The organism is Coleofasciculus sp. E2-BRE-01, from assembly GCF_040221695.1.
Lineage (GTDB): Bacteria > Cyanobacteriota > Cyanobacteriia > Cyanobacteriales > Coleofasciculaceae > Coleofasciculus.
The window spans coordinates 33,977-50,995 of the sequence record NZ_JAVKEA010000158.1; the positions used below are offsets into that span (position 1 = coordinate 33,977).

Annotated in this window: 9 protein-coding genes; 8 read left to right on the forward strand and 1 reads right to left on the reverse strand. The window is 46.6% G+C overall.

The window, feature by feature from the left end:
• Window positions 1-491 precede the first annotated feature (491 nt).
• Window positions 492-3,887 (reverse strand): S8 family serine peptidase, encoded by a 3,396-nt coding sequence (locus tag RIG66_RS19640; protein WP_446380430.1) that lies wholly within the window; start codon window positions 3,885-3,887, stop codon window positions 492-494.
• A 195-nt stretch (window positions 3,888-4,082) separates the two neighbouring features.
• Between RIG66_RS19640 and RIG66_RS19645 the strand changes: the two genes are divergently transcribed.
• The 8 genes from RIG66_RS19645 (at window position 4,083) to RIG66_RS19680 (ending at window position 16,907) form a co-directional block, all read left to right on the forward strand.
• Window positions 4,083-4,802, forward strand: coding sequence for a sigma-70 family RNA polymerase sigma factor (locus RIG66_RS19645; RefSeq protein ID WP_446380431.1), 720 nt, complete (start codon window positions 4,083-4,085; stop codon window positions 4,800-4,802).
• A 160-nt stretch (window positions 4,803-4,962) separates the two neighbouring features.
• Window positions 4,963-6,081 (forward strand): DUF1822 family protein, encoded by a 1,119-nt coding sequence (locus RIG66_RS19650; RefSeq protein ID WP_446380432.1) that lies wholly within the window; start codon window positions 4,963-4,965, stop codon window positions 6,079-6,081.
• 20 nt (window positions 6,082-6,101) lie between these two features.
• Window positions 6,102-7,934 carry a CHAT domain-containing tetratricopeptide repeat protein gene (locus tag RIG66_RS19655; RefSeq protein WP_446380433.1) on the forward strand — a complete coding sequence of 611 codons (1,833 nt, stop codon included), beginning with the start codon at window positions 6,102-6,104 and terminating at the stop codon, window positions 7,932-7,934.
• On the forward strand, window positions 7,934-9,067 hold the full coding sequence (locus RIG66_RS19660; RefSeq protein ID WP_446380434.1) for a hypothetical protein: 1,134 nt from the start codon (window positions 7,934-7,936) through the stop codon (window positions 9,065-9,067). The genes RIG66_RS19655 and RIG66_RS19660 overlap by 1 nt, the downstream gene beginning before the upstream one ends.
• Before the next feature lie 268 nt (window positions 9,068-9,335).
• Window positions 9,336-14,177: a CHAT domain-containing protein gene (locus RIG66_RS19665; RefSeq protein ID WP_446380435.1), complete on the forward strand. Its 4,842-nt coding sequence runs from the start codon at window positions 9,336-9,338 to the stop codon at window positions 14,175-14,177.
• Between the two features lie 398 nt (window positions 14,178-14,575).
• Entirely contained in the window at window positions 14,576-15,817 is a 1,242-nt protein-coding gene (gene argJ / locus RIG66_RS19670; RefSeq protein WP_446380436.1) for a bifunctional ornithine acetyltransferase/N-acetylglutamate synthase, read from the forward strand.
• Window positions 15,818-15,957: 140 nt separating this feature from the next.
• Window positions 15,958-16,371, forward strand: coding sequence for an IS200/IS605 family transposase (gene tnpA, locus RIG66_RS19675; RefSeq protein WP_446380437.1), 414 nt, complete (start codon window positions 15,958-15,960; stop codon window positions 16,369-16,371).
• Between the two features lie 260 nt (window positions 16,372-16,631).
• Window positions 16,632-16,907 (forward strand): hypothetical protein, encoded by a 276-nt coding sequence (locus tag RIG66_RS19680; RefSeq protein WP_446380438.1) that lies wholly within the window; start codon window positions 16,632-16,634, stop codon window positions 16,905-16,907.
• Window positions 16,908-17,019 lie beyond the last annotated feature (112 nt).

Consider the following 17,019-nt stretch of genomic DNA (forward strand, 5'->3'; position numbering starts at 1 on the left):
CTTGCAGGAGAGGGGTTGGGGGAGAGGTTTCCCTTCTAGTATTGGGAATGTTGGAGGGTAGATACATTGCCTTGATCATAGCTACAACTGATTATGTGAATTTTCTGTAGGGGCGGGTTTAGGTGCTTAATTTTGATGTTATTGATCAGGTTTCAACAAAACCCGCCCGGACTCAAAATGGAGGTGTGTTTTAGGCGATCGCTCTTTTGATCAGGGATTAGCGCTAACCGGGAGGGAGAGGGCGATCACCTGGAAGCCCAGGTATTTGTAGGGGCGGGTTTAGGTGTTTAATTTTGATGTTATTGATCAGGTTTCAACAAAACCCGCCCTGTCTCAAAATGGAGGTGTGTTTTAGGCGATCGCTCTTTTGATCAGGGATTGGCGCTAACCGGGAGGGAGAGGGCGATCGCACCCTGGGGATAGAGAAAGTGCGATCGCGTGTTTTTCGCCAGTTAGAACATCAGAAAAACCTTTAGTAGTGATTAAACCCACTAAAAATCAATATAGTTCCTGGGGTTTTGTGCTGAGTTATTGACACGGATTTCAAAATGGAGGTGATTTCCGGTGGAGTTACCTGTAGTACCTACATTACCAATGTGAGTTCCTGCACTTACTGTCTGTCCAGGACTAACATTGATACTGGATAAGTGTGCATAGCGCGTCTCTAGACCATTACCGTGATCGATTTTGATGTAGTTACCATAACCCGTAGTATCCCAACCAGCAATGACAACTGTACCGCCTTTAGCTGCTTTAACAGGAGGAGTGTTACCATAACCTGTTGCTAAATCAATTCCATTATGGCTCGGTCGTTGCGGATCGTGATAATCTCCTCCTGGTACAATCGTATACCAACTATTACCAAGAGGATGTTGCCAAGATGTAGGTTGGGGTTCGGGGTTAGGAGGAGGTGTAACAGGTGTTCCAGGACCCGTTGTATAACCAACAGGTAAATAGACTGACATCCCAACTTGCAGTCGCGTCGCTTCCGCCTCAGTAAATGTACTACCATCGGCTTTGGTAATTTCCCGCCAGCGACTACCATCGTTTAAGTATCGCTGGGCAATCCCCCAAAGGGTATCTCCAGACTTAATAATATACTGTTGCTGTTCACCCGGACTGGCGGGAGGTTCATTGAGCGAATTGTCGGGGCTACCATTAACAATCGCGGCTGAAATCCACTCATTGCTTCCCTGTATTTTGTACCATTTGTCTGTTGCAGTTCCTAAGCTAGGGAAGGAAATAAACTCACCCGTCGCGACTTGATCAAAGGTAACTATTTCACCATAGTTTCGGGTTCCCACAAGAGAATTACCCGTACTCGGTCCAGAGCGAACATTTGCGCCAATGGTGGCAATGATTCGACCTGTAAAGGAAGTGGGAGTATTATTATCTCCAGGGTTCTCGCTAGGTGGTGGAGCAGGTGCAGAAACTTCCTGGGGAATCTGAATGGTACTACCTGTAGAGATAAAATTGGGGTTAGCAATACCATTGTGTTGTGCAATGAAATTGTAATAAGTGGCAGAACTATTCCCCATTGTCCAAAGAGCAATTCCTGAGAGTGTATCACCGGATTGAATGGTATAAGGAACCCAGTCATAGTATTTACCCATAAAGGGAGTCGATGCTGCCCGTTCCCCTGGTGTAAATTGTCCTTCTCCACTCCAACTTTCAGGAATGAGACTGGAGGGAGCATAATGAGTTTCTGGCTGCGTAGCCTTCGCCAGATTGACAGCCGCCGCCATGTTCAACAACCCTGTACCTGTTTCTGAGTTCCAGTTGGGTGTGCCTAAATCTGTTGCTGTATCCTTGAGAATATCAATCACTTGACGATAACTCAGTTCAGGATTCGCCGCCCAAATTTGCGATGCGGCTCCCGTCACATTGGCAGTTGCTACCGAGGTTCCCGCCATTGTTCCTATACCTTCATCCGTCAATGATAGGGTGGGATTGTCAATTGTCCCCCCGTTAGCCATAATGTCTAAACCATTACCGTAGCTCGAATAATTACTCCGCTCAAATCCTTGCCAAACTGATGTATTCGGGTCAAACTGTTCGGCTGCACCAACCGTAATAATATTGTCAAACTCCTGAGAAGCCTGTCCCAATGCGGACATCACGCCGCCATCATTTCCCGCCGCCACCACTAGCATGACATTATTTTGACGCGCATACTCGATCGCGGATCGTTCTTCAGGCGTAAATTCATAACGAGTGGTAACATTTCCATCCGCATCAATTTGGGTTAAATCCATACTCAAGTTAACCACAGCATTGGGTTGTCCCGATTCTTGAGCCGCATCAACAAATTCCACTAATGATTCTGCCCACTTGCCAGAACCAACAGCACGTCCAACCCAAAGCGGCGCATCATCATTAATCCCTTCAACGCCAATATCGTTATCTTGAGTCGCCCCAATAATTCCTAACACATGAGTGCCATGTTCATTCCCTTCACCAGCTTCCATTAGAGGGTTATTATCGCCATCAATCCGGTCTTGCCCTAAACTGATTCGGCTATAGTCAATATCAGGATTATTGTCACTGAAGCCTGTATCAATAATGCCGACTAACGGCTGATTTTCCTGGAAAAACTCATACTCGATAGGTTCAGCCAGTTCAGAATCTGTTGTCGGTTCGGTGATAATTTCACTGGTGTTAACGGGTTCATCGATAACAACATCCGTTGATTCATCAGTCGTGGGTTCGGTAACGATTTCACCCTCATCGATTGAACTATCATCAGTTAATAGTCCACCATCATCAGGGGTATCTGGAGTAATATAAGGTCTGGCATACTCAATCAACGCTTCACCCATATCCGTACCGCGCCAATCGTGATTGGGGTCAACCACGTCATCCATCAACGCGGCTTTACCTGTCGCCCCCCGCACCTGGAAAACAATATCGTTATAATCCTGGTCATTCCAATCAGCATCTACGCGCAAATCTTCCATGACAAACGTGCTACCATCGCCCGTAACATCGGCGATTTGTCCGCTATGGAAGGCATCTTCTGGATTTGCCGTTGCCATGGAAAATAGGGGACGCACTGCACCCCCCGCATCCGGATTATCAAATACTTGCTGCACTGTACCATTGGGTACTAGCATTACACCAAATTCATCTCCTGGACGCATTTGGACTGTTTTTACACCCAAATAGTCGCCAGCATTGTTATCCGCTTCTCCAAGTTCACCGGAAAAGCGTGCGCCTTCTGTTTGATCCGCAATGGCTATATGACCTAATTCTGAATCACTCAATGCACGAGAGGCGGCTTCCTGGATAAATTCCTCTGAACCGGGTTCAAATTCATTCATGCCATCTAAACTAAAGAGGGCTAATTCTCCCTGATAGCTACCCCCATCAAAGAGGAAATCAATACTCACCTCCCCGGTTTCACCGACGGTGAATGTGCCAGACTCAAAGGTGGGATTGATAAAGGGAATGTCTTCTAGTTGATCCGTTAACAGTGGCGTCTCTGGCGTCGTTTCGGCACTGCTATCATCGGTATCTTCCGGGGTTACATCAACATCCCCATCCATATTACTAAAGGTTTGACTGTCCCCATCAGAGATATCCCACTCCTCACCCAACTCTGGGAGTTCGGGGGTATCAATGTCCATTGTCGCTAAGTCGGGTGTCTCATCGATGCCATCCACTAAACCACTGGGGGTGTACATGGGTTCGAGGATAAACGCCTGTAGCAATACGGGAGACTTGTCATCCTGGGATTGGTGATTAGGCGGTGATTTTGAGCCGAATAAACCATTCCAAAAACTCGTCAGCCATCGGAAAACACCATTGTGCGATCGCGCCTTGGTGCTGGATGCTGGAGACGGTACCGTGGCTGTATGTTTGCTTGTCGCTACATCTAAACGCTTCATAGAATTATTGTCCTTTGCGGTGAAATCCTTCTGTTTACCTGTCATTTACTGGGTCTATCTTTTTTGTCTATAGGCAGTTTTTTTTACAAAACTTCACACTAAGACCCAAAAAATTTGAGGATTCGACAAAAAATTTCCAATTCTCAGGGATAACTAAGAGTAGGGACAGGTTTGCATCGAATCATGAGGCGCGTTATGACTGAAGAGTTCAACCCGTCAACGTCTGATAACCGCTTACCCGACAACCAACCTGGGAATGTAGAGTCGAGTCATCATCAGACTATCGAGGAACAAATGAGTCAGCTTGTTCAGGAAACCTGCAAGCATCCTCCCAATAGCAGCCAGCGACGAAAAGGGTTAAGTCAGCTAATTCGGCTGATTGACAAATCCGGTAAGCTGTGGCGGAAATACACGCCTTACTATGAAGATGCGCTGCAAATGATGTGGCAACATCTGTGCCGGAATCTCTGTGAAGCCCCAAGAGGCGGGCAATATGACCCCAGTCGCGGGAGTGTCACAACTTGGTTGAATTGGTATCTTAAGCGGCGGCTGCAAGATTTGCGATCACAGGCGGAAGCAGAGAAGAAAAGGCGAACCTTTCCCCAATCATCCGATGCACAGGAAACCCTTAATTTTATCGAAAATATAGCGGCTGATCCTGATATTCCCCCGATTCTAGAAGAAACCCGCCATTGGGCAGAAACTGATCCTGATGGGGAGTTAAATGGCGTTCATATTAAAGGACGTCCGGATATAACCTGTCAAGTGTTAATTCTGCGTCGCTTACCGCCAGAAGCCAGTTGGAAAACCCTAGCCGATGAGTTTAACTGTTCCCTGCCAACTTTGGCTGGCTTTTACAAAAAACAATGCCGCCCTCGTTTGCGAAAATTTGGCAAATCTCAGGGGTATTTGTAAATAGTCCTCAAACCCTTACAAAGGACGAATGACGAATGACGAATGACAAATGACAAATGACGAATGACGATTTCTACCGTTAACTTTTATTGTGTTCACCTACTTAAAAGAGTTCAGTTTATTTCTAGTCCCGGAATTCGGGGACGGAGTGTAACCTATTATGGCTAACCTACAAATGCTCAATGAAACAGTCTTACCTATGCCAATTACCCGCAAAGCCATTCAGACGGCTGAACAATTTGCGGCGGCAATTCCCAATCAGCAAAAATCTGAACAGGTTTATTTGAATACCCTGGCAGTACAGGCGGTGCATGACTATTTACAATTAATGGGGATTGACACCAATTTGCAGCAAAGTGATAGCTGGAATCCTGTGGTGCGGATGTGTGAGGATGTGGCTGATTTGATGGTGACGGGATTGGGAAAATTGGAATGTCGTCCAGTTCTCTCAAACATGCTCCCAGACTTGAATACATCCCTTCAATCATCCACTGTGCCACTCTGCCCCATTCCCCTAGAAGTGCAGGATGAACGCATTGGTTATGTAGTGGTAGACATTAATCAACAGACCAAAAAAGCCACGCTGCTGGGATTTACTAAAACGGCGGGAACGGGTGAATTATTCTGGCATCAACTGGAATCTGTGGATGCTTTATTAGACCATCTGGACAGTCTGACACAACCCCAAGTTCGCTTGAGTCAGTGGTTAGAAAATGTCTTTGAAACCAATTGGCAAGATGCAACATCCCTACTAGAAACAACCACCAATCCGGCATCCCCCCAGCGCCGGGATTATCGGTTGAATTTGGGTCAATGGTTTGGGCATATTTTTGATCAGGGATGGCAGGCGATTGAACAGGTATTGGGGGCTAAACCTAATCTTCAACCTCAATTTCGCGGTGGGTTAGCCTCGACAACTTCTAGAGGACAACGGGGACTGCAATTGCTGCCAGAAGCCGATGTGATGCGGGCAAAGTTGCTGGATTTGGGGCTACAGTTGGGAACTAAAATGATTGCCCTGCTGGTGGCATTAACCCAAGAAACGGATGGCAGAATTAGTTTGGTTGTGCAAGTTTATCCGGCAATGGGGGAGGCGTATTTATCTCCTCACCTGAAACTCATTTTACAGTCTGATCCGGGGGAGGTTCTCCAGGAAGTGGAATCGAGAGGTCAAGATATCTGTATTCAATTGCGACCGTTTAAAGTTGAACCTGGAACTCATTTTAGTTTACAACTAATTCTGGGTGACGTGAGTATTACTGAATCCTTTGTTGTCTGATTGTTGCCCCCATTACCGCTATGAGTGAGTTAGTCGTCTTAAATTTAGGACAAGGGGATTTTAATCAGGGATTTCCTTCAGTTACGGCACGGTTGGGACAACCGGGAAATCTGGGGATGCAAATGAGTGGTTCTTTGCCGCCAGCACCGGAAATTCCGCAACTGTACACCAATTGGCGACTCCTTTATCAGTTACTTTATCGCCAGAATAAACGTTCCCCTATCGAAGTTGCTCCCTCTGGGATTACCAATATTTCTGATGGCGCGTTTGGTGAGATTACTCAGCGGTTAGAAACCAGTATTAATGGGTGGTTGGCGGCGGCGGGATTTCAGGGGATTGAGTCGCAACTGAGAACTCAATTAAGTCCGAGTCAACAGATTCAGATTATTGTTGAAAGTGATAATGATCAGGTATGGCGACTCCCTTGGCATCTCTGGAACTTGGCAAAACAGGATTTCCCTTATGCTGAAGTTTGTTTGAGTAGTTCTAACTATCCCGCCCCAATTCGGCAACGGTTTAAGCCTGCGGGTGCGGCGGTAAAATTGCTAGTGATTCTGGGGGATAGTCGCGGACTTAATCTTAAGAAAGATTGGCGTCTGCTACGACAGTTGCCGGGGGTAGACGCGAAGTTGCTGGTGGAACCGGAACGGGAGGAATTAAATGATCAACTGTGGCAAGCTGGGTGGGATATTGTAGTCTTTGCTGGACATAGTGTGAGTGATGAAAATGCCCAAAATGGACGGATTTTTATTAATCAAAATACACAGCATAATAGTTTAACCATTTATGAGTTACAAGAAGCCCTGAGTCGGGCAATTGAGCGGGGATTACAGTTGGTTATTTTTAACTCCTGTGATGGGTTGGGATTGGTGCGAGATTTAGCCGCCGCCCGAATTCCTTTACCGCCAACCATTGCCATGCGGGAACCTGTTGTTGATGCTGTGGCTCAAGCGTTTTTACAGTATTTTTTGCGCGAATTTGCTTGGGGAGAACCCTTTCATTTGGCAGTAAGACAGGCGCGGCAACGATTGAAAGGGTTAGAGGATCGATTTCCGGGGGCGAGTTGGTTGCCTGTGATTTGTCAGCATCCGGCGGTGATACCCCTAACGTTGCCGGAATTGCGGGGTTCTGGGCAGTTGCCGAGTCAGGTTTCTGGTGCTGCTATTACTCCTAGATTCCGATTTATTCGTCTGACGTTAAATCGGTTAATTAAGTTTAGCCCAATCCTGGTATTTGGCTGTATTAGCAGCTACGTTTTAGCCGGGGATTGGATAGCAACGTCTCTGGATCAATTGGGCGTAGAAAAGCACCAAAACGGGCAGCTTTGGCAAGCTCAAATTTACTACCGCACCGCCACCTGGTTTAATCCTAGTTATGCCAATCCTCACTATAATTTAGCCTATCTCTGTGATAAAGACCTAAATGATGTGAATTGTGCCTTTCAAGGATACCAACAGGCAGCGCTACGGGGACTACCAGAAGGCTATGCTCAAGTGGCTCGTTTGCAGATTATTGATGATAACCATAGAGAAGCGTTATCGGCGATTCATCAATGTTTACAATTGACGGACTATGATGCCGTCAAAGCCGCCTGCTTTAAAAATTTAGGTTGGATATTATTAAAAGAAGAGAATTTAATCGCAGCGGAAAAAAATCTGCGCCAAGCGATTGAATTAGAAGTCGATAGCCCGCATTCCCACTGTCTCTTGGCTCAAGTTTTAGACGCTAAGGGGAGAGAACAAGCGGCGCTGACAGCCTGGAAGAATACACTGAAGTATTCACAACATCGGGTTCCGGAACAACATGACTGTATTAGTTGGGCAAACCAACGTGTAGAAACCGGGGGAAATTGATGAAATCTCAACAGTTTATGGCAATGAGTCTGAGTTTACTGGCGATGATTGGGTTAACAGCGCCACGTTGGAAAATGGGCATCGCTTTAGCCACATCCCGGAGACTTGCCAATGGACAAATTATTCAAATTCAAGGTGAGGTACAGATAGAGCGATCGCATGGTAGTATCTTATCCCCAAGTCCGGGAACCTATCTGTATCCTGGAGATCAACTGCTGACAACAAACGGGGCGCAGGTTTTGGTGTACTGTGCGGATTCAACCCAGTGGGTGGTATCGGCGGGGGAACAGCAGTTGAATCGCTGCGCCAGGGAAACTGAGGAGGATAAATGTAACAGCAGTTTGGTGGATTGTCCCGATCGCGGTGATAAAATTGCTTGGAGTAATGCGCCTATCCCTTACCTGATCAGTCCCCGTCGCACGGCGTTACTGACTCAGCAACCGACGCTACGCTGGAATCGGGTACCGGGGGCGACGAGTTACACCGTCACCGTAGAAGGGGTGACGCCGAAGGGTGAGATGGTGGCAAATTGGACAACTGAGGTAAGTGAGACGCAAGTAGCTTATCCGGGGGAGTCACCTCTGAATCCCGGTGTTGAATATTTAGCCATCATCCAAGCTAACCCAGGGGCGTCATCCTTAGACGAACCCTCTCGACCGGGAGGACTTCATTTTACTGTACTCGATCCCGCTCAAGCTGAGATTGTTCGCGACAAAGCCGCCGAAATTAGCCAACAAGACTGGGAAGACTCAGCCAAAGCCCTAGCACAGGTTCAGCTATATGCAGAGAACCACCTGATTGCGGCTGCGATCGCGCTTTTGGAAGAGTTAGTGGCTAGTGGGGTGGAATCAGCCCCGATTTATCGCCGTTTAGGGGAACTCTATTTGGATGAGTTGGCGCTAGTGCCCCAAGCTAATACTTACTATACCAAAGCGGTGGCGTTAGTCAATCCAAATGATTTAGAAGAACAAGCCGCCGGATTAGAGGGGTTGGCACAAACCCAGTTGGCATTAGATCAAAACGATGCCGCGATTCGTTCGTTTAATTTGGCTTTGGATGTCTATCAACGGTTAGGAGATGGGGAACGGGTGAAACAGTTAGAAACCACGTTGGAGGAATTAATCAATGAATGATAATTTTCACATCTCAAATTGTTCCAGACGCGCCATGGCACGTCTCTACCCCAAGGTTGTCGCGTTCTTTTTTCTGATTCATGAAATTAAATTATGTCCGGACTCTCTTGCTCCCCTCTTGCTCCCCTCTCCCAAGCTTGGGAGAGGGGCTGGGGGTGAGGGCTGGGGGTGAGGGCTATAGCTTAAGTTGACACAGATGAGGACTCATATCCCCTGATAAATTGACCAACCGTCCTATTGAAAATAGTCTTAAAAAGAGAGGCAAACTATGTTTATAAATCAGGTATCGCATTTACTCAGAAACAACCACTCAGCCATCAAAACCATTAGCCGATGGATAGCCGCCATTGCTCTGTTCACACCCTTTAGCGGTGAATGGGTACAAGCCCAATCGATTACAGCAGAAACCGATGGAACTGCGACAACGATTACCATTGATGGCAATCAATTTAATATTGAAGGCAACACGCTTTCGGAAGATGGGGCGAATTTATTCCATAGTTTCCAGGAATTTGGATTAGAGTCGGGTCAAATTGCTAACTTTTTATCGAATCCTGACATTCGCAATATTTTCGGGCGGGTGGTTGGCGGTGACGCTTCAATTATTAACGGATTGATTCAGGTAAGCGGGGGCAATTCTAATTTATTTCTCATGAATCCGGCGGGGATTGTGTTTGGGGAAAATGCGTGGTTGAATGTCCCGGCGGATTTTACAGCAACGACAGCCACAGGGATTGGTTTTGGTGAGGGGAATTGGTTTAATGCGTTTGATGGAAATGAGTATCAGACTTTAGTGGGAAATCCCAGTAGTTTTGCCTTTGATTTAGCGCAACCGGGAAGCGTGCTTAATGCGGGGAATTTAGCGGTAACAGAAGGGCAGAATTTAACCTTACTAGGGGGTACTGTTATCAGCACTGGGGAATTGGCTGCACCGGGAGGAAATATTACAGTTGCGGCGGTTCCGGGGGAAAGTTTGGTCAGGATTAGTCAACCGGGACAGTTATTGAGTTTGGAAATAGCACCGCCACGGGATAATGAGGGGATGTTGCTTCCGGTTGCGCCATTGGATTTGGCGACATTGTTGACAGGGAGTGATGAAACAGGGGAGACAGGGTTAACAGTTCCAGAGGAAACGGTACAGGTAAACGATACAGAATTCAGCGTCGGAAATGGAGACGCGATCGCTAACAGTATAACAGCCCAAACCGCGACATTATCGGCGTCTAACAATTTAATGTTAGTTCCCGTAGGGGCGCACCGACGTGCGCCCTCTTTGGTAACAACAGGAGATTTAAATCTTTTAGCTGAGAATACCGTCTTTGCGCGGGATAATGCGACGAATCGTTTCATCGCCCAAGCTGGCGGGAATTTATACATTCAGGGGAATCAGGGGATTGATATTTGGGCGCTGAATCATCCCCAAACACCGTTTGTGAGTGGCGGAAACCTCAGTTTAGTCAGTAATGGGATTATTTCAGGGGATGCTCATTTTAGCAGTGGGAATAACGTCTCTATTCTAGACTTATCAGGAGAACCTGCTGATTTTGTTAGTTTAAATGATCCAATTTTTACTCAGCCTGGTGACTATATTTCTGGGGGATATACAGGGGCATCCCTTAAGGTAGATACAACTTCAGGAACGGGAAATATTATATTTAATGGAGATGTTGATATCAATGGTAGAGACGAAAATTTTGCAGGTGCTATCCCCAATACAGATGAATTTATTTTGGCAAACTTTCGAGCATTAATTTTACGCTCAGGAGGAAACATTCAGGTAGAAAATATTAACCAAAATCAAACAGCAGGAGGCGCTCCACGTACCGTGATTTTTGAGGCTGTAGGCAACATTTTCACAGGTTCCATTTCAGCCAACGTTTTTGAGAATAATACAGGTGAAATAAAACTGAAGGCAGGAGGCGATATTATTTCAACAGGAAGAATCAGTAATATAATTACATCTGTTGAGGGAAAAAATAGCGATATTACTATAGAAGCTGGCGGCAGTATAACCTTAATAGGGAGCGGTCCAGCTTCTTTCTCAAACAACGGCGGTGGTAATATCAAACTTATGGCTACAGGTGATATCACCATTGATTGCCCTAACTCTTTTTGTATAGAGAGTTTTGCTGGAGGAACTCCAAACGTAACAGCTGTAGGTGATAGTGGCAACATTACCATCATCAGCAAAGAAGGAGCGATAGAGATTAATAACGATGATGGTGGATCTCTAAATGCCTCAAATAGCGGTGATAATCCTGGAGATGTCACTCTCTCTGCTCACACCAATATTACTGTGGGTTCAATTAATACCAACCAAAACACTATCGGTAATGGCGGCACAATTACTATTATTAGTAGAGAAGGCTCTATTGATACCAGTTCAGGTAATCTAACAACTCTTTCTCAGAGTGGGAATGGCGGTAGCATTACTCTTGAGGCTCCTGGCGACATTAAAACCGCTGGTATTGATACGTCTGGTAGTGCCAATGGGGGAGATATCATACTTACCAGCGGTGGTGCTATTGATACATCAGCAGGTATTCTCAATGCCGCAGGTGGTGAAAATGGCGGGAATATAACTCTTTTTGCCCCCCGCGATATTTCCACAGGTGAAATCACCTCATTCTTGAGTGGTTTTAGTGGCAATAGTGGCAACATTACCATTACTAGCGAAAATGGGAATATTGATACCAGCCAAGGCGCACTCATTACCTCCTCGGGTTTGGGAACAGGTGGTAATATTACCCTTAACGCCGCAGATAGCATTACCTCTGCTCAAATTGACGCTATTTCTCAAACAAACCAAGGCGGAGAAATCCAACTTACCGCACCAAACACGATTACTCTCAGTGGCGATATCACCACCAATCAAAATAGCCTAATCTTCAACGGTTCAGTTATCCTCGCTGACGATATTTCTATCACCCTATCGGGTACTGGTGATATTACCTTCCACGACACTATTGATGGAACTCAAAACCTGACTCTCGAAACGGAAAACGGTATTATTGAATTTAACGATATTATCGGTGGCTCAACCCCTCTCAACAATTTAATCATTCAAGGCAATATTACCGATAACCCAATCGGGGTTAACATCACAGCTATCAATAACATTATTACCGATAATCTCACCTCACCCACAGCCATTTCTTTTACCAGTACCCGTGGACAAATCAAAACCGGAGATTTAACCTCACCCGCAGGTATTTCCCTTACCAGCAATAGCGGACAAATTGAAACAGGTATTCTTGATTCCTCTAACCTTAATGATGGCGGTGATATTACCCTCAACGCCCGTGGCAATATAAAAGTCAGCCAGATTAACGCTCAAAGTCTGGGTGATGGCAGAGGTGGAGATGTCGATATTACTACCCCCAGTTATTTCCAAGCCACCGACTCCTTCATCGACCAAAATAACATCAACGCCAGTATTTCTGTCGCTGGGCGTGACAACGGTGGAACCATTATTATTCGCCACGGCGGAGACGGTGAGATTCCCTTTATTGTCGGTAATCCTGATATCAATGGCACAGCAGGCGCGATTACCAGAGATGATGATGCGGGGATACAGACGATTGAACCCACCAGAGACTATTTCTTTACCCACAAACGAGATAGGAATCGGATTCAAATTATCTCAATATTAGGCGAGATTCCCCTTCCCTCTACACCGATACCTGTTCCCGAACCCACACCCAAGCTGGATATTAACCAAAACCCCATTGAATCATTAGCCCTGCGGGTGGGGAATATTATAGAAGCCGATACGGATATTAACCAAAACCCAGAAACTGGCGATTATAGTATTAACTGGACAACCTCTCATAATCCCACCCATACTCTATCCCTAAACGTTAACAACCCCCTACCGCCACTACAAGCCAACCAACAAGATGACATCATTGCTGAAATCGACCAACTCTTTGAAGACCAATATGAAGACTACTTCGGTGAAAACCTCACCGATAAAAACATCACCGCCGAAAGCTTACGCGAAACCCTAAAAACCATCGAAAGTCAAACCGGACAACGAGCCGTCGTTATCTATGTTCGCGCCTTTCCCGACCAACTGCAACTCGTCTTAGTCACCCCCGACACCCCACCCATCCCCAAAACCATCCCCAATATCAACCGCAAAAAACTAGAGCAAGAATTAAAAAAATTCAACCACGCGATTAACAATAACACCAGCCACGCCTACTTACCCACCGCTCAAACCCTCTATAAATGGCTACTTGCTCCCCTAGAAAATGAAATCGAACACCTAGAAATCGATACCCTCATCTTCTCCATGGATGCCGGATTACGCCTAATTCCCCTCGCCGCCCTCCACGACGGACAACAATTCCTAGTGGAAAACTATAGTATCGGGTTTGTTCCCAACTTCAGCCTCACCGATACCAGTTATCAAACCCTAAAAGACGCTCAAGTTTTAGCCATGGGAAGAGACGACTTTTCCAATTCCACCCAAGACGATTTACCCTCTGTTCCCCTAGAATTATCCACCATTGTCGGCAACTTATGGACAGGGGAATCCTTCCAAAACCAAGACTTTACCCTCGATAACCTCCGCACTCAGCGCCGCCAAAAACCCTACAGTATCGTTCACCTCGCCACCCACGCCGACTTTCCCTTAGACGGCGGTAAAGGCGCTTACATCCAACTGTGGGACGAGAAACTAGGATTAGAGGAACTCAGACTCGTCGAATGGTACGCCCCTCCCACCGTCGAACTCCTAACCCTCAGCGCCTGTAAAACCGCTGTCGGCGATGAAAATGCCGAGATGGGATTTGCAGGTTTAGCCATACAAGCCGGGGTCAAATCCGCCCTCGCCAGTCTCTGGAAAGTCAACGATGCTGGCACATTAGCCCTGATGACGGGATTTTATTCCCAACTACGCAAAGACGAAATTACCATCAAAGCCAAAGCCCTGCAACAAGCCCAAATTGCCATGCTGCGGGGAGAGGTGCGGATTGAATCGGGTCAACTGGTGGGAACAGATATAACCGTAAGCCTACCGCAACAGTTGAAAAACCTGAATGATTCCGAACTATCCCATCCCTATTATTGGGCAGGATTCACCATGGTTGGCATTCCTTGGTAATTTCCACGATTTTTTAGGCATAGTTGCACTTTTGGGTCAATGCCTAAGTCCTAATCTGTCTGCCCATTAACCTGAAGATTTAGGCACGATTGTTAACCTGAAGCCCCCGTGCAGATGTACTACACCCAGGCTAAAGCCTTATTCCGTAGTCGTTTGAGGACTAAACCCCCTCAAAAGCTGTACCCATGTAGGGCGGCTAAAAAAGCGCGGAAAGCCGCACGGTGAGGCAGTTTTGATTTCTGGGCTGGGGGAACTTCCGTTAGCAGGGGGGTGTATTCGTTGCACGATTCGAGTGAAGAGAAATAGTATTACAGCACAAAAGTGAAATTTACCGATTATTGACCCTGAGTGTTGATATAATCGCTACTCGAACCACTACCAGGTTGAGGGAAAAAATCATGTCAGACTGGCAGGAAATTACAGGTGGCGTCACAGCACCTAGAGGATATCGTGCATCTGGAATAGTAGCTGGACTTAAGCCTTCAGGACTGCCAGATTTAGCATTGATTGTATCGGATATTGAGGCGATCGCAGCCGGAGTCTTTACCCAGAATCAGGTTTGTGCTGCACCTGTTACCTATTGTCGTCAGCGTTTGCAAAAAAAAGCCAGCGCCCGTGCCATTTTAGTGAACGCTGGTCAAGCGAATGCGGCAACCGGGGAAGCCGGGTGGCAAGATGCTTTGGACTCGGCGAAGGCATTGGCACAAGCCTTGAATATTGCTCCAGAGTCTATCTTATTAGGCTCCACGGGTGTAATTGGACAGCGTATTCGCATGGATGCCCTCCTCGCCGGAATTCCTCAATTGGTGGAAGGCTTATCAGAACTGGGTTCCAATGCTGCTTCCCAAGCGATTATTACGACAGATTTGGTGACAAAATCCATTGCCTTGGAAACCACGATTGACGATCGCCCGGTACGAATTGGCGGGATTGCTAAGGGTTCAGGGATGATTCACCCGAATATGGCAACCCTGTTGGCGTTTGTTACCTGTGATGCGGTAGTGTCTACACCGTTATGGCAAAAAATGTTAAGTCGGGCGGCAGATAAAAGCTTTAATCAAATTACCGTCGATGGCGATACCAGTACCAACGATACCCTGATTGCCTTGGCGAATGGTCAATCCCGCACCTCAGCGATTACAGAAATGGGACCCCATGCCGAAAAGCTAGAGGCGATGCTGACGGCTGTATGCCAACATTTAGCCAAGGCGATCGCACGAGATGGCGAAGGGGCGACGTGTTTGATGGAAGTACAGGTTACAGGCGCACCCAATGATCAAGCCGCCCGTCAAATTGCCCGAACGATTGCGGGTTCATCCCTGGTGAAATCTGCCATATTTGGTCGTGATCCCAACTGGGGAAGAATTGCAGGCGCGGCGGGGCGTGCAGATGTCCCTTTTTCCCAAGAAGCCTTGCGGATTCAGATGGGGGATTTTGTGCTAATGGATAAGGGTCAACCTTTACCCTTTGACCGAGATGCGGCGAGTGCTTATTTGAAAAATGCCGCGACTGGGGCGTATTTGAAAGAGGATACCATTTTAATTTCGGTGAGTATTGGCAATGAGCCGGGTACGGGTAAGGCGTGGGGCTGTGATTTGAGTTATGACTATGTGAAAATTAATGCCGAGTATACGACGTGAGCAGAACATAAGTCCAGATTATCCAGTTCGGGGCGATTAAAATCGCGGAACCACACAAACAAAGGGGCGATTGAAATCGCGGCTACACAAACGAAGTCCGCCTTCGCGGACTGGGTTATAATATCAGGGGTTCAAGAAATATGAGGTCTAATTTTACGCAGTTGTATCTGCATTGTGTTTGGGCAACTTGGGATAGATTGCCTTTGATTACGAGCGATATCCAGGAGGCAGTTCATGCAGCAATTATTGGGGAATGCCAACAGCTAAAATGTACAGTTATTACCTTGGGCGGTATTGAAGATCATGTACATCTATTAATAAGTTTTCCCCCTACTCTAGCGGTTTCCGACTTAATCAAACAAATTAAAGGAAGTTCTTCTCATTTAGTTACACATGAAATTAAGTCAGGGGAATTCTTCAAATGGCAAGGCAGCTACGGCGCGTTCAGTGTTAGCCATGATAATCTTGACCAGATAGCTAACTACATCAGAAATCAGCCGATTCACCATCGACAGAAATCAATAATTCCTACTTGGGAATTAATGGCTAACTGATTAATTAAATCATTCCTCGTAGTGATAAAGCGCGTTGATATAGCAACCGCCACAACGGTTAGGACACTAAACGTGCATCGACGCAATAAGCGGCATTCATCTGATGTCCTAATGACCCTGGCGACTGCTATATGTAAAAAACTGCTTCTATTCGTTTCCGATAAAGTGCAAGTTGTAAGTCCGCGAAGGCGGACTTTGTTTGTGTAGCTGCGAATTCCATTCGCCCAGCTTATTTACTCTACCACCACCCCTCAATTATCATGCTCAAGAAAATCGGCATCATCTGCCTAGCATTCCTGATCGGAATTCTCATCTTTCCCCCTTTAACCTCCGCCCAATCCACCGCCGCTTTAGCCTCACGCCTCTCGCGCCTAGAAACCGAGAACTTCCAGTTGCGATCGCAAATAAACCGCATTGAGTCTCAGCTTGCTACCTTAACTCGGCAAGTTCCCAGCCCAAATCGCCCTCTCAACCCCCCAACGCCAGCACCATCAGTCCCCCCCGGAACCCTGACAGGTGTAGGTTTTTTATTTTAGGGTTGGGACAAGACAAGGAGGACAAGGAAGGAAAGAAGACAAGGGGGGAAAACCGTACAGAATTCGGTTCGGTCAAACTAACTTCTAAAAGCCGAAACGCCCTATTTTTCGT